General features: G+C 52.8%; 17 protein-coding genes and 2 pseudogenes. 12 read left to right on the top strand and 7 right to left on the bottom strand.

Features of this window, described 5'->3' with window-relative positions:
• Window positions 1-64: 64 nt before the first annotated feature.
• The 4 genes from INT22_RS03775 to flgA all read right to left on the bottom strand — a co-directional run bounded on the left by INT22_RS03775 (window position 65) and on the right by flgA (window position 2,415).
• Window positions 65-808, bottom strand: a complete 744-nt coding sequence (locus tag INT22_RS03775; protein ID WP_193061438.1) for an SDR family NAD(P)-dependent oxidoreductase — start codon at window positions 806-808, stop codon at window positions 65-67.
• Between the two features lie 78 nt (window positions 809-886).
• Window positions 887-1,336 carry a flagella synthesis protein FlgN gene (locus tag INT22_RS03780; protein ID WP_193061439.1) on the bottom strand — a complete coding sequence of 150 codons (450 nt, stop codon included), beginning with the start codon at window positions 1,334-1,336 and terminating at the stop codon, window positions 887-889.
• Between the two features lie 10 nt (window positions 1,337-1,346).
• Window positions 1,347-1,613, bottom strand: coding sequence for a flagellar biosynthesis anti-sigma factor FlgM (gene flgM, locus INT22_RS03785; RefSeq protein ID WP_038480118.1), 267 nt, complete (start codon window positions 1,611-1,613; stop codon window positions 1,347-1,349).
• Window positions 1,614-1,698: 85 nt separating this feature from the next.
• Complete coding sequence (flgA, locus tag INT22_RS03790) at window positions 1,699-2,415, bottom strand: flagellar basal body P-ring formation chaperone FlgA (RefSeq protein ID WP_193061440.1); 717 nt, start codon at window positions 2,413-2,415, stop codon at window positions 1,699-1,701.
• A 194-nt stretch (window positions 2,416-2,609) separates the two neighbouring features.
• Between flgA and flgB the strand changes: the two genes are divergently transcribed.
• The 9 genes and pseudogenes from flgB (at window position 2,610) to INT22_RS03835 (ending at window position 10,359) form a co-directional block, all read left to right on the top strand.
• Window positions 2,610-3,041, top strand: a complete 432-nt coding sequence (gene flgB, locus INT22_RS03795; RefSeq protein ID WP_193061441.1) for a flagellar basal body rod protein FlgB — start codon at window positions 2,610-2,612, stop codon at window positions 3,039-3,041.
• A 24-nt stretch (window positions 3,042-3,065) separates the two neighbouring features.
• Window positions 3,066-3,476, top strand: coding sequence for a flagellar basal body rod protein FlgC (flgC, locus tag INT22_RS03800; RefSeq protein WP_038480124.1), 411 nt, complete (start codon window positions 3,066-3,068; stop codon window positions 3,474-3,476).
• A gap of 2 nt (window positions 3,477-3,478) precedes the next feature.
• On the top strand, window positions 3,479-4,174 hold the full coding sequence (locus tag INT22_RS03805) for a flagellar hook assembly protein FlgD (protein WP_193067720.1): 696 nt from the start codon (window positions 3,479-3,481) through the stop codon (window positions 4,172-4,174).
• 75 nt (window positions 4,175-4,249) lie between these two features.
• Complete coding sequence (locus INT22_RS03810) at window positions 4,250-5,602, top strand: flagellar hook protein FlgE (RefSeq protein ID WP_193067721.1); 1,353 nt, start codon at window positions 4,250-4,252, stop codon at window positions 5,600-5,602.
• A 42-nt stretch (window positions 5,603-5,644) separates the two neighbouring features.
• Window positions 5,645-6,115 (top strand): annotated as a pseudogene (locus INT22_RS03815) (flagellar basal body rod protein FlgF); the annotation flags it as partial.
• The gene (locus INT22_RS03820) at window positions 6,115-6,765 is read left to right on the top strand and encodes an RNA polymerase sigma factor FliA (RefSeq protein ID WP_193067722.1); all 651 of its coding nucleotides are present in this window, start codon (window positions 6,115-6,117) and stop codon (window positions 6,763-6,765) included. The pseudogene INT22_RS03815 and the gene INT22_RS03820, both read left to right, overlap by 1 nt.
• Before the next feature lie 39 nt (window positions 6,766-6,804).
• Window positions 6,805-7,620, top strand: coding sequence for a motility protein A (locus tag INT22_RS03825; protein ID WP_038480250.1), 816 nt, complete (start codon window positions 6,805-6,807; stop codon window positions 7,618-7,620).
• 4 nt (window positions 7,621-7,624) lie between these two features.
• Window positions 7,625-8,296, top strand: a complete 672-nt coding sequence (locus tag INT22_RS03830; RefSeq protein WP_193067723.1) for an OmpA family protein — start codon at window positions 7,625-7,627, stop codon at window positions 8,294-8,296.
• A 23-nt stretch (window positions 8,297-8,319) separates the two neighbouring features.
• On the top strand, window positions 8,320-10,359 hold the full coding sequence (locus INT22_RS03835) for a sensor domain-containing diguanylate cyclase (protein ID WP_193061443.1): 2,040 nt from the start codon (window positions 8,320-8,322) through the stop codon (window positions 10,357-10,359).
• A 9-nt stretch (window positions 10,360-10,368) separates the two neighbouring features.
• On the opposite strand, the gene INT22_RS03840 is transcribed toward INT22_RS03835, so the two are convergent.
• A complete protein-coding gene (locus INT22_RS03840) occupies window positions 10,369-10,926 on the bottom strand; it encodes a hypothetical protein (RefSeq protein ID WP_193061444.1) in 558 nt (185 codons plus the stop codon).
• Window positions 10,927-11,134: 208 nt separating this feature from the next.
• On the opposite strand from INT22_RS03840, the gene INT22_RS03845 reads away from it, so the two are divergent.
• Window positions 11,135-13,246: an adenosylcobalamin-dependent ribonucleoside-diphosphate reductase gene (locus tag INT22_RS03845; protein WP_120385953.1), complete on the top strand. Its 2,112-nt coding sequence runs from the start codon at window positions 11,135-11,137 to the stop codon at window positions 13,244-13,246.
• Window positions 13,247-13,305: 59 nt separating this feature from the next.
• Window positions 13,306-14,103 (top strand): ribonucleoside-diphosphate reductase, encoded by a 798-nt coding sequence (locus INT22_RS03850; protein WP_193061445.1) that lies wholly within the window; start codon window positions 13,306-13,308, stop codon window positions 14,101-14,103.
• A 127-nt stretch (window positions 14,104-14,230) separates the two neighbouring features.
• On the opposite strand, the gene INT22_RS03855 is transcribed toward INT22_RS03850, so the two are convergent.
• Entirely contained in the window at window positions 14,231-14,971 is a 741-nt protein-coding gene (locus tag INT22_RS03855) for a Crp/Fnr family transcriptional regulator (RefSeq protein ID WP_193061446.1), read from the bottom strand.
• A gap of 173 nt (window positions 14,972-15,144) precedes the next feature.
• Window positions 15,145-17,994, bottom strand: a complete 2,850-nt coding sequence (gene uvrA, locus INT22_RS03860) for an excinuclease ABC subunit UvrA (RefSeq protein WP_193061447.1) — start codon at window positions 17,992-17,994, stop codon at window positions 15,145-15,147.
• 216 nt (window positions 17,995-18,210) lie between these two features.
• On the opposite strand from uvrA, the pseudogene INT22_RS03865 reads away from it, so the two are divergent.
• Window positions 18,211-19,327, top strand: a pseudogene (locus tag INT22_RS03865) (MFS transporter); the annotation flags it as partial.

Genomic DNA, 19,327 nt, shown 5'->3' on the forward strand with positions numbered 1-19,327 from the left:
GTCAGGCACTTTTACTAAAAATCCCCCAGGGCTTGCGCCCTGGGGGATTTTTTTTGCCTAACATTTACCATTCGATAGGCTTGCCAGCCCAATCCCAGAAGCTGCCGGTATCTTTGGGGGTGCGTTGAGACATTACTTTCAATAATTGTTCAGCGACGAAATCAGGTGTAAATAGCTTTTCGCTGGGTACACGAGCCTGGAAAGGTTTCGACAGCGATGTATCTGTGGTGCCTGGGTGCAGGCACAATACAATGGACTGCTTGTTCAGTCGTTTGAGTTCGATGGAGATGGTCTTCATTAACATGTTGTGCGCTGCTTTACTGGCACGGTAGCTGTACCAGCCGCCATGCCCATTATCGCCAATAGATCCAACGCGTGCCGATAAGCTGGCGATGGTAACCGGGTGCTTGCCCTGCAATGCGCTAATCAATAGGGCAGGTGTGGCTGCATTAACATGCATAACATGAGCGAATGATGCTTCATCTAACTGCTCTAAGCGTTTCTCAGGCTGCACATTACGCGCCTCATCATGCAGCGTACCAATAGCATTGAATAGCAGGTGTACCGGGCGACCGTTTAACTGTTGGCAAAGAGTCTCACGGCCTGATTGTGTGATGATATCGACGTTCACCACCTCAACGGGTGCGCCTTGAAAAGATGGGTCTTGAGAAGCAATAGGTGAACGGCTTACGGCAACGACATTACCCACATGGGTATCGGCAAGCAGCCTCTTAATAATAGCGTTACCTATGCCGCCATTGGCACCGATGACAACAGCGGTAAAGTTTTCTGGAAGGTGGGAAAGCATTCTTCGGCTCCAATTGTGAATATCATTGTTCACATTGAAGCTTCTTGTATAGGTTTTGTCTATGAATGTGCGGAAATACTAGGCAGATGCGTTAAAGCGACCTGGTTGGGCATTGTTGCGCCCATTTGGCTTATAGAGGGTTTTTTCAGCAATTTGGCGAATGTAATCCAGCATTTCCTGGTTATGCTTCATTCTAAGCGATAGCATTTGCCCAGTTAATTCGTTCATGCGTGATACGCGTTCGCTTTTTTCGAGCAAGCTTTCCCAGGTAGCCAAGCAGCCAGCATCGTTAGCGGCTTGCTTGGCGCCAAGGGCGCCGTCTGCATAGCCAAGCTTTGTTTGCACGCTTCGGCGCAATTGCTCAATGCGTTCTAGCTCAATTAGCAGCGCCTGCTTTTTTAGGGCTATAGCAGCGAGAGCGTCGCCGTCAATGCTGCCCTTAGTGAGCTGTGCTTGTTCATCTGAGAGCAGCAGCACTAATTCATCAAGGCGTTGCAATTGATCTGAGAGCAGTCGTGAAAGACCCATAATAGTTCGCTTATAAATCTTTTAAATTAGCAATTAAGCCATCAGCAATGCGATCCGCACGAATCTCTAGCTTCCCTTCACGAATAGCTTCGCGAATTTCCTCAACTTTTGCCGTATCGATATCGTGTGAGCTATCCGTATGCGTTTGGCTAAGTTGCGTTGCTGATCGTGTCGCGCTGTCTGCTTCGGCTGGCTTATTGCCGCCTATTTTCTGTGCTTCATCACGCTGCTGCGCCTGATTAGAACGTAGCAACGGATTAATGTTATCGATTTTCACGTTGTTTGCCTCATCGTCAACGTTGGTGCGGCATGCGCTGTATTACCTACTATCGGCCTGGGTAGTAAGGACTTTAGGCATTAGATTAAAAATCTATCACCAATGTTCCTTGACCAATGACGCGTGCGGTGACTAATTCCCGCGTATCAAAGCGCACACGGATACGTTCGCCTTGTGCACCATCAGACAAGGCCTCTCCTTCGCGTGACACTCGGAAACCAGCGCCTTCTGCTATGACAGTGACGCGCTGCCCTCGTTTCACCACTTGAGGCGCTTGAAGGTAATGGGGCTGGAAAGTGCTGCCACTACGAATAGGACGCTGTGCGACCATACCGATAATATCGTCTTGGTTGGTAAGTGCTTGGGCGGCTAGATCCCCAAGATTGCCTTCTCGTGATGTCAGCATATCACTCGTGATGAGCGTGCCCCTATCAATATCCTGGCCAGCCACAGCGTAGCTGCCAATGATATCAATCTGCGCCTGAATATACCGCACTTGACGACGATTTTCGCCACAGCGCACACCGACCGAAACACGCCCGAGAGGGGATTGATTAGCATTCGGGAAAAAGGGGTCGGGTGCAATGCACTCAGGCAAATGTGCAGAGGGAGGTGAGATATCAATCAACACTTCCTGCCCAAGCGATTGAGATTCTTGATAAAGAAACTGCTGAACGGTATCCATCAACAGTTGGTTATTCGCATGCGCGTGAAATGAAAAGCCAAGGCTGAGCAGTGATAGGCAAAGTATTTGCTTAAGAGTCGCCAGATAGGATCGCGTTGGGCGCAGCGGGTGTGGCATGGGAGAGTCGCTCAATCGAAGGGAAGCAGATGATAATCATCAACCGTGCAGTGTAGTGCAAAAGTACCCTGTGCATCATATGAAATGCTGGTGTAAACGGCAGCTGTTCCATGCTTTAGGCTGACGAAGCGAAGCCTATTATTCATCATCAATAATATCCGTTTTAATTTGCCTCTCAGCGAACGAGGATTGGCATGATTGATCAGCTTGAATCTGCCTTTAACTATCACCAGCAGGCACTGGGCTTGCGTCAAGCGCGTCATGACGTGCTGGCAGCCAATATTGCCAATGCCGATACGCCTAACTATAAAGCGCGCGATCTCGACTTTGCCAGTGAGTTAAAGAAGGCCGTTGCGGGCAGCCAGCCACAGCAACAGCAAAATGGCGCACTGACGCTTGCACGAACGTCAGAACATCATCTGCAAGGTGAAGGCCCAGCATGGCGTGGTGTAGGCAGTGCAGAGCTGCTTTATCGCATCCCCGATCAGCCCAGCTTGGATGGCAATACGGTCGATATGGATCGTGAGCGGACACAGTTTGCAGACAATGCTGTTCGTTACCAAGCCGCACTCACCATCATGAATCGCCGAATTCAGGGCCTGAAAAACGCGATGCAGCCGGAATAACCGAGCGGTAGGAGAAAGTAATCTATGTCGATGTTTTCAGCCTTTGATATTGCTAGTTCGGCCATGAGCGCCCAGGCGCAGCGTATGAATGTTACCGCTAGCAATATGGCCAATGCCGACAGCATTGCAGGCCCTGATGGAGAGACTTATCGGGCCAAACAAGTGATGTTTGAAACCCAAGCGCACAATAATCGATATGGCGTCGGTGGCGTACGTGTCACTGAGGTAGTGGAAGACGACGCTCCGCTACGTCTGCAATACATGCCAAACCATCCTGCTGCGGATGAAGAAGGCTATGTCGCCAAGCCCAATGTTGAACCTGTGCATGAAATGGTCAACATGATCTCGGCGTCGCGCTCCTATCAAGCCAACGTAGAAGTGTTCAACACAACGAAGCAGATGATGGTGCAGACGCTATCACTGGGTGAGGGTTAATTATGAGCACAATCGACCCGACAACACTTTCGGCAATTAATGGCGGCGGCAGTGGTTCCCAGTTAAAGCAGAGCGCATCAGATGAGTTGCGTAGCAGTTTTCTAACGCTGCTGATTACTCAGCTACAGAATCAAGATCCGCTGAATCCGATGGAGAATGCGGAAATGACCTCCCAGATCGCACAAATTAATACGGTAAGTGGGATTGAAGAGCTGAACACCACTTTGCAGAGCATTACTAGCCAAATGGATGCCAACCAAGCACTGCAAGCAAGTGGCTTGATTGGCCAAGGTGTGATGGTGCCTGGCAACAAGGTCATGCTAGAGCAGGATAGTGAAGGAAAGTCTTATACGACACCGTTTGGTGTCGAGCTTGCTAAACCCGCCGACCAGCTTACCGCAGTGATTGTTGGCCAAGGTGGCGAGGTGATCAGACGCTATAACTTGGGTGCGGTAGAGGCTGGTGTGCAGTCTTTCCAGTGGGACGGTAAAAACGAACAGGGCGAAGCCGCTGCCAGTGGTCGTTACACGGTTCAGCTAGAGGCTCAAGATGCTGAGGGTGAAACACTAGACTCAACCGCATTGAACTATGCGGTTGTTAATAGTGTGACCCCTAACGATGGTAGTGGAAATATTCAGCTGGATTTAGGGGCTGTTTACGGACAGGTTCAGTTGAATCAAGTTAAACAGATTCTTTAAGTAACTTGTAAGTAAAACAACATTTTTATAGCAAGAACGTCTTAATGAAAAAGACGTTTTGATGAGGAACGTATTATGTCATTTACAACGGCAGTGGCTGGGCTTAACGCGCAATCAGAGAAGCTAAACTCTGCGGGTAACAACATCGCTAACTCGCAAACCGTTGGTTACAAGCGCTCTGACGTGCTGTTCTCTGATGTGTTTGCAGCCTCGCGGGGCATTGGTGTGCAGGTGTCAGATGTGCGCCAGAATTTCACCCAGGGCAGTATCGAGAGCACGGGGCGTAACCTAGATTTAGCGATTTCCGGTGAAGGCTTTTACCGGCTAGAGCGCCCAACCGGTGAAGTCGGCTATTCGCGTAACGGTGAGTTCGGCATTACCGCTGCTGGCGATATCGTTAATGCCCAGGGCGACCGCTTGATGGGTTACGGTATGGATCGCGGCATTACTGTAGATACCGATGACCAGCAGGCGTTCCCTTTCTCAAACGTATTGGTAGGCGGCGCCCCGCAGGCATTAAATGTGCCCGTTGATGATATTCCAGCTAAAGCCACCACCGAAGTAAATGCGCTATTAAACCTGGATGCCAGGGTAGTCAGTGGCCAAGATTTAAATACTGTTGAAATTTCAGAAAGTGATGCTGACGCAGAGGCCAACCCTCCTGTCGTCACACCATTGAACTATCATTTTTCCAATAACTTCACTTCTTATGACTCTTTGGGGAATGCGGTTAATGTTGCTACCTATTTCGAAAGGGTGGGCGACAATAGTAATCAATGGAATGTGACTGCCGTCACTAACGGGGTAACCAGAGGCAGCTTTACATTGGACTTTACCCAAAGTGGTAGATTGCAAACCAATGCGCAGGGAGTTGTTACGGGTATTGGAGAGAGCGCCAACCCAGGAGGTGCAGTTGTAACTGAAGATCCAGAAACAGATGAAACTCGCGTCACTATTGGTGGCATCCCCGGTGGCGTCGATGCAGCCGCTCTGGATATCCAGTTTAAGTTTAATGGCTCTACTCAGTTTGCCGCAGACTCGTTGCAAAAAGAGCTGAACCAGGATGGCTTCACCTCTGGTGCACTGGCCGGTATTACCGTCACTGAAACAGGCGTTATCCAGCGTAACTTCACCAACGGTGAAACCCGTGCTGCGGGCCAGATTGCGCTAGCCAGTTTCCGTAATGAGGAAGGCCTTCAGCCACTGGGCAACAACTTGTGGGCGGCGACGAATACCTCTGGTTTGGAAAACCTGGGGGCGCCTGGCACCGGTCGTCTGGGTCAGATCCAAGCGGAAGCAGTAGAAGCGTCTAACGTCGACTTGGCCAGCGAGCTGGTAGATACCATTGTGGCGCAGCGTTCTTACCAAGCTAACTCCAACACCATCAGTACCCAGGACGAGCTCCTGCAGACCATTATTAACCTGTAGTCACTCGTAATAATGGCGTGATGCTGCGCTAAGGAGTCAGTTGTGGATCGTATGCTATACACCGCCATGAGCGGCGCCAAACACACAATGGACCAGCAGGCAGTGGTTAGCAATAACCTGTCGAATGTGTCTACCGCAGGCTTTCGCGCTCAGTTGCAAGCTGCGCGTTCAGTCCCGGTAGAGGGCGCTGGGCTACTCGACACGCGGGTATCGGCGGTGACGACCACCCCAGGCACCGATTTTTCGCAGGGCCCTATTGAACGCACGGGTCGAACCCTCGATATCGCGATGCAGGATGATGCCTGGATGGCGGTGCTAGGAGAAGACGGCACTGAGGCGTACACCCGCAGGGGCGACCTGCAGCTGGATAGTGATGGCGTACTGCTTAGTGTTGGGCGTCCGGTAATGGGGGAAGGTGGCCCCATTGCCTTGCCTCAAGGTGCGCAAGTATCCATTGGTGCGGACGGCACCATCAGTGCTATTCCCCAGGGTGAGGGGCCTGCGGCACTGGTATGCCACTGGTAAGACGTCAGGCCTTAACGCTGCAGGTAAGACTACCCGCAAGTATTGAGTTGGATGATCTTATTCAAGCTGGCATGGTGGGTTTATTAGAAGCACTAGGGCGTTTTGATGCGACCCAGGGGGCAACGTTCGCCACGTTTGCAAGCCAGCGTATTCGCGGTGCCATGATGGATGAGCTGCGCACACGTGACTGGTTGCCGCGTAGTGTACGCCGCTCTGCCAGAGCCGTGGATGATGCGGTGCGTCGCCTTGAACAGCAGTTAGGGCGCCCGCCGGAAGAGGGTGAGATCGCGCGTGACCTGGATATGCCGCTTAGTGAGTATCAGCAATTGCTCAACGATACGAACAGTGGCCAGTTGCTGCCCTTTGAAGAACTGGTGGCCGAAGGGGCCGAGTCCGCGAAGGAGGAAGCCACTAACCTGCCCTTCGATCAGTTGTTAGATCAGCAGCAGCGTCAGTCGTTAATTGATGCGATCGATGCCTTACCTGAGCGTGAAAAGCTACTGATGGCGTTGTATTACCAAGAAGAGCTGAACCTTAAAGAAGTCGGGGCGGTGCTGGGTGTGACCGAATCCCGTGTCTCCCAGCTTCACAGCCAAGCGATTAGCAGGCTTCGCGCTCGCTTATATGACACCACCTAACGCCACTATTAATCACGAATAACCGGCGAGGAGCCGTTGATGAACCCATCTACGCTGATCGGTATTTTTGCCAGCATGCTTTTGCTGGTAAGCGTGCTGTTTTTTACTGCAGAGTCGCCAGAAAGCTTTATCAACTTGCCGGGGCTAGCCATTGTGGTAACGGGCACCTTGGCGGCTACCTTTATTAGTTATCCGCTGAAAGAAGTGCTACGCGTGGTGCGCCTGGTGGGATTGGTGTTTCGGCGTGAAAACACCTATGTGCGTGATGATATTAACGAACTGGTTTCCATGGCGCGCCTGTGGTTCAAAGGCGATGTCAGGGCGGTTGAGAAGGAGCTAGAGCACACCCGTAACCCCTTTTTGCGCACCGGGATTCAACTGGTGATTGCTAACACGAAAGAGGACGAAATTTTCGATATGCTGCGCTGGCGCATCGCACGATTAAAAGCACGGGAGCATGCTGAGGCGCAGATATTTCGTACTATGGCTACCTATGCGCCCGCGTTTGGCATGATCGGTACCTTGGTGGGCTTGGTCAATATGCTGGAAGTGATGGATGCGGGCGATCTTGACGTTATTGGCCCGCGCATGGCGGTGGCTCTGTTGACAACGTTCTACGGTATTCTGCTCGCCAACCTGGTGTTCAAACCGATTGCCGTCAAGCTAGAGCGGCGCACGGAAGAGCGACTTATCACCATGAACATGGTGCTGGAGGGCATTTCGCTAATTACTAAACGGCGGCTGCCTTCTTTTATTGAAGAAACGCTCAACTCCTTTGTGGCTAATTATCATGACGAGATCCGTGATGCCTCTGTAAAACCGCGGCCAACAGTTAGTTCTGCGGCAAAAGGATAGCGCTATGCTAGATCGTGATTCACGGCACGCACTGGAATTGCCCACTGTGTCAGGGGAGGGCGATGAAGGTTGGCTAACGAGCTATTTAGACGTATTAACGCTGTTAATCACGCTGTTTGTCTTACTGCTTGCATTGACCCCGCCGGGGGGAGGGGAAGCCTTTGACCGCGATAGAATGCATTCTGTAAGTGCTATCACCTCGCTGCCGTTGGCCAGCTTAGCAACCGGTATCCATCCTCGGCACAGCGGGCTCAAGCCGCGAATGACTGAGCTTAATATCCCCGGGGTTAGTGTCTCTCAAGGTGAAGAAGGTGTTACGCTGCGCATCGACGACAGCTTGCTTTTCCCTAGCGGTGATGCCGTACTAACGCCCCAGGGGCAAGATGTGTTAGAAAGCCTTCTGGCAGTGTTAGCATCCTTTGAGGGGCAAATTTCAGTAGAAGGGCATACGGATAATGTTCCCATTGCTACCTCTCGCTTCCCCTCAAATTGGGATCTCTCGGTAGGGCGCGCCATTGCGGTGGTCCAGTATCTTGAGCGCCAGGGAGTTGCTATTTCACGTATGCGGGCAGTCGGTTACGCCGATACCCAACCCATGGAAAGTAACGCAACGCCGGAAGGTAGATCCGCCAACCGGCGCGTTGAACTGTTGCTAAGGCAGCAGACTGAGGGGTAAAGAGATTTCTTGAGGCCATCTCTGTGTCGAAGCATCACTCGCTACTACAGTCGTTCGGTGCATTACTGGTGCTCGATGCTGACTGTCGGCGCATACAGGCATTTAGTAGCAACTTTGTTGAATTGCTGAGAGTAAGCCTTCCTGAAGGGCGTCTCGCAACGCTCTCCAGCGTTCTAGGCAAGCGCTTAAGCCAGCGCGTACGCTATGAGCTCCAAGGTCAGCAGCGTTTGCCGGGGCCTCTCACCTTTAAGTGTCCCGCTCGATCAAACCGTTTCCAGTTACATGCTTACCGTGCCGGTGCGCATGTGTTAGTTGAGATAGAACCCCTTCATTCCCTCGGTAAGCAGCGTCTGCTTGGCACGGTGAACGAACGCCTGATGCGCTTAGCGGAAGCGACCCATCAAGAAGAGCTACTTGATTACCTAGTGATGTCGGTACAAGAATTAACCGGGCATGACCGGGTGTCTGTATGCCATTTCGATAGTGACTGGCATGGTTTGATCGTAGCCGAGTCGTTAGCTAAAGGGCGCGCTCAGTCGAGTGTCGAATTAGCGGCGGTTCGTTTGCCTGCCTTGTTAGGGCAACGCTTTCCCGCCAAAGACTTCCCCATTGCATTACGGCGTGCCTATGAGCGCCATCCGGTGCGGCTGATCCAAGATGTCGCAGCACCCTACGAGCACTTACTGCCAGCGAGTGTGGTGGTAGATGTAAGTGACAGCTTCTTGCGTGCCCCTGCCCCTGAGCGTCAACAGTACTTACAGCGACTTGGCGTGCGCGGCGCATTAAGCGTGGCCATGCAGGGAGATACCGGCCTTTGGGGGCTGCTATTCTGCCACTCGGCAGCGCCTTACCCCGTAGCGCCGCCCGTACGAGATGCGGTACGCACCTTGGTGCAAATGGCTACGCAGCGGCTGTTACTGCTGAGAGCTCGCCAAGAGGCGCGCTATTTGCAGCGCGTACAAGATAGCCTGGTGCTTTCAAGTAATAATCGCTTAAAGCCTCAGGGGCCTTATCAGCTGTTTGCGGAGCATGCCGAGACATGGAAGTCGCTCTTTCGTGCCAATGGCGTTGCGTTATGGGTGAAAGGCAGTATCTATCAATCAGGCAATACGCCCAAGCCGGAAACGATCGGCCAACTGGTCACGCGGATTGAAAAATCCCATATCCATAGTGGCCCATGGTGTACCCAAGAGACAGCCAAAGAGCCGCTAACATGCTCTTTAGACATGCTAGAGCAGAGTGGAGTACTCGCCGTGCCGCTGCCTACCGATCCTGCTCAGCGCGGCTGGCTGATGTTTTTTCGTCCTGAGCAAGTGGAAACGCTCTACTGGGCGATGCAGCCCTCTTCAGCATCCCTGCCACCTATGATGATGTCGCCTTCTGACGCGTGGTGCGAGGAGGTCACAGGAAAAAGCGAAGCCTGGCAACGGGTTGAGCGGCTAGCCGCGATAGATTTAGGAGAAGATTTAACGCTGGCCATTTCTGCTTATGAGATCAGCACGCTCAATATGCATCTGGAGCGCGAGCGTAAAGCGCTGGCAGAAGCGAATCAGCGGTTAGAGCAGTTGGCACATTTTGACCCGCTCACTCAGGTGTGGAACCGCTACCGCATCGAGCAGGCTATTGATGCAGAGCTGGTAGCAGCAAAACGCTATGGGGCGGCTTTCGCGCTGTTGTTATTTGACGTCGACCATTTTAAACAGATCAATGACACCCTCGGCCATAGCGTGGGCGATGATGTGCTGATTTCGCTAGCACGCATGGTGGAAAGTTCACTGCGGGGCTGTGATCATTTGGGGCGCTGGGGAGGGGAAGAGTTTGTGGTATTGGCGACCCACTCCAGTATTGAAGCCGCCGAAGGGCTTGCTGAACGATTACGTGGGCTAGTGGCAACACTGCAGGTGAAGGGCTTGGGCCAACCGATAACGGTCAGCATCGGTGTCGCAGTATGGCAGCCCGATGATAGCTGCAAGACTATCATCGCCCGGGCCGATGCTGCGATGTACCGAGCTAAACATAATGGGCGTAACCGCGTTGAAATCGCTGACAAAAGCGTGCAGTGACACGCGCTATCATTGGTCGTCGGCGCGGTCGCATAAGCGCTGTATTCTCGCTATGGCATCATCAGCACCGTCAAGACTAAAGGTCATATACCAAGGGTCGCTATCCTGTTGATCGAAACCAATAAACAGCTGCTCTCCCTGGCTCATTTGCGCCATTAATGTTTGCAGGTCGCTTAGGTAGAAGTGCGCATAAAACCCATCATCGCCACGCTCGGTAATAAACTCGGCCATGGTATCAATGATAGGCGTATCATCCACCCGGATCCTGGTAGGCACTAAGTTAACCGCGCGACTTTCGCCTTGCTGTTCAGCCAGCGTGACCCGCATTTCCAGCCATGGTAAGTCGCAAACACCTTGGGTTGCGTTCAAACTCAAGGTGGCATCCGAATAGCTATGAGTTTCCACGGCGCGAAAGTGCCGCTCACTGCCTAACGTTAACGCCATTGACTGCCAATGATCGTGGGGCTGTTCGGCATCAATATTGAACGTTGCTGCCATGCTAGGCAGCGCAGTGCTGGAAAGTAGGGCGCTGAAGGCCGCTAACGCAAAAGGCTTTAAAGTAGGCATAGGGGTGGCATCGCACAAGAAAAACATTAGCCTATCGTTTGTTGAAGATAAGCAAAAGGTAACGCGCTGATTTTTCTATATGTAGTAGTCTTTAACAAGAAAAATGCCGCATATAGTGTAAAGTCAAGTCTATACTTCATAGTCGCAGAACGTATAATCGCACCGTTTTGAGCGCTAATTTCACCCCGTTGTGAAGGAGTTTCGCGACATGAGCACCGCAGCAAAGGCTATGAAGACTTCGAATGACGTCCCACTACAGGTTCCCTCAAAAGATATCTGGGATGCTAAATATCGGTTAAAAGATCGCCATAGCCAACCTGTTGATCAGGATGTGGGTGCTACCTTTGAGCGTGTCGCGCGAGCGTTAGCGGCGGTTGAAGGTGACAATGCTAACGAGTGGCTGCCAAAATTCCGCTGGGCGTTAGAAAACGGCGCTATTCCTGCCGGACGAATCCTTTCCAATGCGGGCGCTGAAGCCTACAAACCTGCGGTCAGCCTGATTAACTGCACGGTTTCGCGCACTATTCGCGACTCTATGCGCGATATTCTCGACTCCGTCGTTGATGCTGGCATGACGTTGAAGTCTGGCGCCGGTATTGGCTACGACTTTTCGACGCTGCGCCATAAGGGAGCGTTTGTGTTTGGCGCTGGTGCTGGCACTAACGGGCCGCTGGCGTTTATGGATATCTACGACAAGATGTGTTTCACCGTGGCATCCGCAGGTGGACGTCGAGGCGCTCAGATGGGCACCTTCGACGTTGGTCATCCTGATGTTCGTGAGTTTATCCAAGCTAAGCGAGAAGCTGGTCGTCTGCGCCAGTTCAACCTTAGCCTGTTGATTACCGACGAATTTATGGAAGCAGTGAAGCACAACGCCGACTGGCCGCTGGCGTTTCCATTGCACCCTGGTGAAAAAGACGATGTCAAAGCGGGTGATTTGATTTATCGCGACTGGCCCGTCATTGAAGAGGGCTATACGGTCGACGATGAAGGCCGCGTGGCTTGCCGTGTCGTTGAAGTCATTAAAGCGCGCGAGTTGTGGGACACCATTATGTCCTCGACCTATGACTACGCTGAACCTGGGTTTATTCTGATTGATCAAGTCAATCGCATGAACAATAACTGGTTCTGCGAAGATATCCGCGCGACCAACCCATGTGGCGAGCAGCCGCTGCCGCCAGAAGGCGCTTGTCTGCTGGGATCGGTCAACCTGACCAAGTTTGTGATTGAGCCGTTTAGTGACAAGCCACGCTTTGATTGGGAACGCTATCGCAAGGTGGTAGCGATCTTCACTCGCATGCTCGATAACGTCGTGGAAATTGCTGGCTTGCCACTGCCGCAGCAACAGCGTGAGATTGAAGCCAAGCGCCGCCACGGCATGGGCTTTTTGGGGCTTGGTTCAACGATGACCATGCTTAAAATACCCTATGGCTCTCAAGCGTCGCTGGCCTTTACCGAAGAAGTTAGCCGCCACCTCGCGCTGGAAGGCTGGAAGCAAGCGCTAGAGCTGTCTAAAGAGAAAGGCATGGCGCCTGTGCTTGAGCAAGAGCATACGATTACACCGAAGATGATGCGTGAGCGCCCCCAACTCGCTGCCGATGGTTATGAAGTGGGTGATAAAGTACCAGGACGTATTCTGCATGCCCGCTATAGCCAGTATATGGCGAAAGTGGCTGAGCTCGATCCTGAGTTGGTCACACAGTTGGCGGAACATGGTGCACGGTTCACCCACCACAGCTCTATTGCGCCCACTGGTACGATTTCGCTATCGATGGGTAATAATGCCTCTAACGGCATTGAACCCTCGTTCTCGCACCGTTATTTCCGCAATATCATTCAATCGGGTAAGAAAACCAAAGAGCAGGTTGAGGTTGTCTCGTTTGAGTTAGCCGCTTATCGTCACTTTATTGCCGCCGATGCGGTGGAAAGCGATTTACCCGACTACTTTATTACCGCAGACTCAGTGTCGCCTGAGCAGCATGTGGCCGTGCAGGCGGCCGCTCAGCAGTGGATTGACTCGGCAATCTCTAAAACAGTTAACGTGCCGACAGAGTTCCCGTTTGAGAAATTCCAGGATCTCTACCTCCAGGCGTATGAGAGTCGCTTAAAAGGCTGCACCACGTTCCGCTTCAACCCAGAGGCATTTCAGGGCGTTCTGGTACGCGAAGATGATTTAAAAAATACCACCTACGTGTTTGAACTGGAAAATGGCGAAACCTTAGAGCTGGCCGGCGATGAAACGGTGGTTTATGACGGTGAAGAGCATAACGCCGCCAACCTGTTTGATGCCTTAAAAGAGGGCACCTACGGCAAATGGTAAGGGCGGGCTACGCCTTGCTACGAACATCGCCCGACACCCTTTGCTAAGTGGAGAACACCATGGCTGTAGAAATTACCTCAAAAATCGTTGGTTACCGTATCAAGCAGCAGGAGCAAACAACGCCAGCCCCTGAGCTACCGGAAGAAGACCCGCTAACGGTCAGGATCCCCTCGCGTCCAGAGGGAACGTTAGAAGCGGTATCCGAAAAGATCTCTTACGTGGGTGCGGAAGGCCGCAAAAAAGTTTACCTGCTGGTCTCTTTTATGCCGGTAGAAGGCGTGGTAGGTGGCCGACGTGTGGTGATTGAGCGCCCGGTCGAGTTCTTTTTCCCATCAGGACAGCTTTCCAGCGAACATCAGTGGATTACGGCGACGATGCGTAGTCTTTCCCTTGCTGCGCGTGGGGGCTATGTCACCCAAGCGGTGGCTGACTTACGCAAAGTGGCGTGGGATAAAGGCTTAGTGCGCTGTGGTATGAACCGTTGGAACAAGCCTATGTTCCACGATTCCGAAGTGGCGGCGATTGCTTGGTCGATCCAGCAGATTCTTTATCGGCGCGGTTTCTTGGATCAGGATGGTAACCAAGTACCGGTAGAGTTGCTGGTAGAGCGTTATGCGCACCGTATGCAGCATGGCCATGCTTGGCAGCCACCGGCCGACGAGCCAGACACAAGCCCGGCGATTGGAGCCGTGGAGTCGCTGGGCGGTGCCGCTGAGCAGCAAGAAAACGCCGTAAAAAAGCCTGAAGGCAGTGGCCCTGCAACCGTGGGTAACTGTCCTGAGTGTCGCGGTGAGCTTATTATGATGGATGGCTGTCCAACCTGCTACGCAGGCTGCGGTTGGTCTAAGTGCGGCTAAGCCAGATAAGCCCACTAGAACGCTAACGAACAACGCCGCGTGGTCTAGAGAACCACGCGGCGTTGCTTGTTTTGAGAACAAAAAGTTTTAAGAACAGAAAACCTGCCGCTGATTTAGGCGCTAAGGCTCAGGCGCTAATAAGTAGCGGCCTGACGTTATCGGTTAAATAACAGTCGTCGAATTCCCCCTCGGTAGCCAAGGCCTTTAAATCGGGAATAGTGACGTTATGACGGTCACGGAATACCAAGCTATCTTCACTCAATGCACTAAACGTGCGGCTCACATGAACAGGGCTTAAGCCCAGAATGTCGGCTAACTGCTCTTGAGAAAGTGGCAAGCGGAACTGTCCGCTGATGTCATGGTTGGTTTGGCGTAAGCGTAGATACATTTCATGGAGAAAGTGGGCCATTTTTTGTCTAGCGCTACGCCGCGCTAAGTTGATCAGCCGTTCCGTGAGTAGAGCCTGGTGGCGACTGCCAATAGCAAACATCACCGAGGTCAGCGTTAGTGACTGACGAAACAGCTCTAACATGCGCTTATGGGGGAAATGACAGACCACGCCGTCAGTAATCATGCGCACGTTTTCCAGCCGCCTGGAAAACGCAAACTCTCGCAAACCGATAATATCGCCAGGTAAAAATACTTCCAGAATTTGCCGATCGCCGTTTTCTAAATGTCGATAGGAGTAAGCCCAGCCACTGCGCAAGGTGCAAAACTCATTCGCGGGGGCGTCAACTTCCCACAGCAGTGAACCTGCTTTGATATCAGTAGGGCTCTCTTCCAATTCGATTAATAGTGCTTTTTCTGCTTCAGTGAGTGAGCAGTAGTGACTGAAGTGACTAATAATGCAGCTGTTATCCTGATCCACAGCTTCCTTCTCCTGAAAGATTAGCAACGATTAACAAGCCGCGTTGTTGTTTAATATAAACAGAGCCGTCCTATGTTGCTTGGTCTTTTCTGCTCTCTTGTCGTCCTAGGGGGAGGGGCAAGCGTATCGCTGTCATTTTCCAGGGTGAGTATCAACCCACCCTGGAAGTGGCTCTAGGCGGTTTTTTTGACACGATTACCGCGTTTTAACAATGGTGCCAGGAAATGCCCGGTATGGGAAACGCTCTGCTTGGCAATCTGCTCTGGGGTTCCTTCGGCAATAATTTGCCCACCGCCAGAGCCACCTTCTGGGCCAAGATCAATAATCCAGTCGGCCGTTTTGATCACATCCAGGTTGTGCTCGATCACCACAATAGTATTGCCGTGGTCGCGCAGGCGATGGAGTACCGTGAGTAGCTGACGGATGTCCTCAAAATGTAGGCCGGTGGTTGGCTCATCTAAGATATAAAGTGTTTTTCCGGTGTCACGTTTGGCTAGCTCACGGGCCAGTTTGACACGCTGCGCTTCACCGCCAGACAAGGTGGTGGCACTTTGTCCTAGGCGAATATAGGAAAGGCCTACATCCAACAGGGTTTGTAAACGACGAGCGATAGCAGGCACTGGGCTGAAGAACTCCAGAGCATCTTCTACCGTCATGGCCAGCACTTCGTGGATTGTTTTGCCTTTGTAGTGGATATCCAACGTTTCGCGGTTATAGCGCTTGCCTTTACACACATCGCAAGGCACATAAATATCCGGCAGGAAGTGCATCTCTACCTTAATCATACCTTCGCCCTGGCATGCTTCGCAGCGGCCGCCTTTAACGTTAAAGCTGAAGCGGCCTGGCTTGTAGCCCCGCGAACGCGCTTCCTGAGTGCCCGCAAACAGCTCACGAATCGGGGTGAAAATACCGGTATAGGTGGCTGGGTTTGAGCGCGGCGTACGACCGATAGGACTCTGGTCAATATCGATCACTTTATCAAGCTGATCAAGCCCCTCTACTTTCTCATAGGGAGCCGGGGTCAAGGTAGTCGCGCGGTTAAGCTCGCGGGCCGCAATCGGCATCAGGGTGCCGTTGATCAGCGTCGACTTGCCCGAGCCGGAAACCCCCGTGACGGCAATAAACAGCCCCAACGGGAGGCTGATGGTGACGTCCTGCAAGTTGTTGCCAGTCGCGCCGCGCACCACCAACTGTTTTTCAGGGTTGCCAGGAATGCGATAGGGGGGAACGGCAATTTCCCGTGTTCCCGATAAGTACTGGCCCGTCAGCGAATTGGGGTTGTCCATCACGTCTTGAGGGGTGCCCTGGGCGACGATTTCACCGCCATGGACACCTGCACCTGGGCCGATATCCAGGACATGGTCAGCCGCACGGATCGCGTCTTCGTCATGCTCGACGACAATCACCGTATTACCCAAATCCCGCAGGCGCTCCAAGGTTTTCAATAAGCGGTCGTTATCCCGCTGGTGAAGGCCGATAGAAGGCTCGTCAAGAATATACATGACCCCTACTAGCCCCGCGCCAATTTGGCTGGCAAGACGAATCCGTTGGGCTTCACCGCCTGAGAGCGTGTCAGCACTGCGCTCAAGGTTCAGATAATCCAGCCCGACATTGACCAAAAACTCTAGGCGGGCATGAATTTCGTTAACGATTTTGTCGGCAATTTCGCCTTTGCGGCCCGGTAGGGAAAGCTCGGCAAAGTAGCGCCACGCTTCGCCGATAGGTAAATGCACAATATCGGCAATGTTATGGTCATCGACAAACACATGGCGTGACTCCTTGCGCAGCCGCGAGCCGCCACAGGTAGCGCAGGGCTGCACGGCGATATACTTGGCCAGATCGTCACGCACCATGTTGGATTCGGTTTCCCGATAGCGGCGCTGCATATTGGGTAATACGCCTTCAAAGGCGTGCTCGCGCGTCACCTTGCGGCCACGGTCCCCCACATAGACAAAGGGAATTTGTTCGCTGCCACTGCCATTTAAAATAATCTCACGCTCATGGCTGGCCAGCTCAATCCATGGCGTTTCAAGCTCAAACTGGTAATGTTTAGCCAGCGCCTGGAGCTGGGTAAAGTAATAAATATTGCGCCGATCCCAGCCCTTAATCACGCCTTCTGCTAGCGAAAGTTCCGGATGGCTAATCAACTTGTCGGGGTCAAAATATTGCTGAACGCCTAAGCCATCACAGGTGGGGCAAGCCCCCGCTGGGTTGTTGAACGAAAACATCCGCGGCTCAAGTTCAGAAAGCGAATAGCCACATACCGGGCAGGCAAAGCGTGCCGAAAAGGCAAGATCTTGCTGGTCGCCATCCATAAAGTGGATCATCGCCGTGCCGTCGGCGAGATTAATGGCGGTTTCAAACGATTCTGCCAGACGCTGGGCAATATCATCGCGTACTTTAAAACGGTCAACCACTACGCTGATATCGTGTTTCTTGCGCTTGTCGAGCGGGGCAATATCGTCAAGCTCTAGCACTTGGCCATCAATCTGTACCCGAACGAAGCCTTGAGCCCGCAATTCTGCCAGCAGTTGCAGGTGCTCCCCTTTACGGCCTTTCACCACCGGCGCCAGCAGCATTAGCCTGGTGCCTTCGGCCAGATTCATGACTTGGTCGACCATTTGGGAAATGGTTTGTGCTTCCAGTTCTTCGCCGTGCTCTGGACAGCGTGGTGTGCCTGCCCGGGCGAACAGTAGACGCAGGTAGTCGTAAATCTCGGTAATTGTGCCGACGGTAGAGCGTGGGTTGTGGGAAGTGGATTTCTGCTCAATAGAGATCGCAGGTGAAAGCCCTTCGATGTGATCTACATCGGGTTTTTCCATCATCGAAAGGAACTGACGCGCATAGGTGGAAAGTGACTCCACATAGCGGCGTTGTCCCTCAGCGTAGAGCGTATCGAACGCCAGCGACGACTTACCTGAGCCAGAAAGGCCGGTAATGACGATAAGTTTGTCGCGGGGCAGCTCCACATCGATCTGCTTGAGGTTGTGGGTGCGTGCACCCCTGACCAGAATGCTGTCCATCAACACCTCGAATCGCGTGGCAAAAGCGTAATTATACGTTTGCTGTCCCCCTTCCGGCAAAGCTCCATATCGATATGCTGTCAGCGCTTGGCGTTTCCAGCGTGGATACAAAGCGCTAGAATGGACGGTTATCTCGGGCTGTTCAGCCTCTTTATTGACCACAAGGGTATTATGCGCAAGGTTTCCGCACTGCTGCTGGCCACTGAACGCCGTGCAATCAGCGGCTTAGCCGGGCTTTATGCGTCTCGTATGCTGGGGCTGTTTATGGTGCTGCCGGTGTTGGCGCTATATGCCGACACCTTAAGTGGCGCTACCCCCCTGCTAATTGGTGTCGCATTAGGTGTCTATGGGCTAACTCAGGCAACGCTACAGATTCCCTTTGGCCTGCTGTCAGACCGCATTGGTCGTAAACGCGTTATTGCCATGGGCCTACTGATCTTCGCCGTAGGAAGCGTGGTCGCTGCGGTGGCCGACTCCATTGGCGGGATTATTTTGGGCCGTGCGTTGCAGGGCTGTGGAGCCGTTGCTGCAGCGATTATGGCGCTATTAGCAGACCAAACCCGTGAGCAGGTGCGAACGGCGGCGATGGCCACGATTGGGCTCTCCATTGGCGTATCGTTTGCTATCGCCATGGTTCTTGGCCCCTGGCTGGCGGCCTGGGCGGGTCTGGCGGGCGTTTTTTGGTTTACGGCGCTGTTAACGCTGGTCGGTTTAGTGGTGCTTTGGCGATGGGTGCCACCCGCCCCCCGCCGTTTGCGCCACCGCGATGTGGGGATGGATCGCCAGCAGTTTAAAAGTGTTATTACGCGCCCCGATTTATGGCGGCTAGATCTGTCGATTTTTTCGCTGCATCTGGTGTTAATGGCGATTTTTGTTGCTGTTCCTTTCCGCCTGTTAAATGCAGGCGTTGCGATTGAGTATCACGGGCTGGCTTACCTAGCGATTATGGCGCTGTCATTTATTGCCATGGTGCCGCTGGTGATCGTGGCAGAGAAATACCAGCGCATGAAATTAATATGCCTGCTGGCAATCGGCGCCATCGTCATTAGCTTGGGCAGCCTGGGGCTGCCATTCTCCCAAGAGAGCTGGCTATTCGCATGGCTATTTGTTTTTTTTACAGGATTTAACTTGCTCGAAGCCACGCTGCCGTCAATGCTCAGTAAGCTGGCTCCCGCGGGTGCTAAAGGCACGGCGATGGGGGTGTACTCGACCAGTCAGTTTTTGGGCGCTTTTTTAGGAGGCACGCTGGGTGGCTTGTTGTCGAACCTATGGGGGCTTGATGCGGTGTTCTTCGGCTGTGCAGGGCTGGCGCTGCTATGGTGGCTGGCAATGT

Source organism: Halomonas sp. 3D7M (assembly GCF_014897885.1).
Classification (GTDB): Bacteria; Pseudomonadota; Gammaproteobacteria; order Pseudomonadales; family Halomonadaceae; genus Vreelandella.

Excerpts from the sequence above, each read along its gene's own strand:
- INT22_RS03775 (WP_193061438.1), bottom strand. The coding sequence starts at position 808 with ATGCTTTCCCACCTTCCAGAAAACTTTACCGCTGTTGTCATCGGTGCC.
- INT22_RS03780 (WP_193061439.1), bottom strand. The coding sequence starts at position 1,336 with ATGGGTCTTTCACGACTGCTCTCAGATCAATTGCAACGCCTTGATGAA.
- flgA (WP_193061440.1), bottom strand. The coding sequence starts at position 2,415 with ATGCCACACCCGCTGCGCCCAACGCGATCCTATCTGGCGACTCTTAAG.
- flgB (WP_193061441.1), top strand. The coding sequence starts at position 2,610 with ATGATTGATCAGCTTGAATCTGCCTTTAACTATCACCAGCAGGCACTG.
- flgC (WP_038480124.1), top strand. The coding sequence starts at position 3,066 with ATGTCGATGTTTTCAGCCTTTGATATTGCTAGTTCGGCCATGAGCGCC.
- INT22_RS03805 (WP_193067720.1), top strand. The coding sequence starts at position 3,479 with ATGAGCACAATCGACCCGACAACACTTTCGGCAATTAATGGCGGCGGC.
- INT22_RS03810 (WP_193067721.1), top strand. The coding sequence starts at position 4,250 with ATGTCATTTACAACGGCAGTGGCTGGGCTTAACGCGCAATCAGAGAAG.
- INT22_RS03820 (WP_193067722.1), top strand. The coding sequence starts at position 6,115 with ATGCCACTGGTAAGACGTCAGGCCTTAACGCTGCAGGTAAGACTACCC.
- INT22_RS03825 (WP_038480250.1), top strand. The coding sequence starts at position 6,805 with ATGAACCCATCTACGCTGATCGGTATTTTTGCCAGCATGCTTTTGCTG.
- INT22_RS03830 (WP_193067723.1), top strand. The coding sequence starts at position 7,625 with ATGCTAGATCGTGATTCACGGCACGCACTGGAATTGCCCACTGTGTCA.
- INT22_RS03840 (WP_193061444.1), bottom strand. The coding sequence starts at position 10,926 with ATGCCTACTTTAAAGCCTTTTGCGTTAGCGGCCTTCAGCGCCCTACTT.
- INT22_RS03845 (WP_120385953.1), top strand. The coding sequence starts at position 11,135 with ATGAGCACCGCAGCAAAGGCTATGAAGACTTCGAATGACGTCCCACTA.
- INT22_RS03850 (WP_193061445.1), top strand. The coding sequence starts at position 13,306 with ATGGCTGTAGAAATTACCTCAAAAATCGTTGGTTACCGTATCAAGCAG.
- uvrA (WP_193061447.1), bottom strand. The coding sequence starts at position 17,994 with ATGGACAGCATTCTGGTCAGGGGTGCACGCACCCACAACCTCAAGCAG.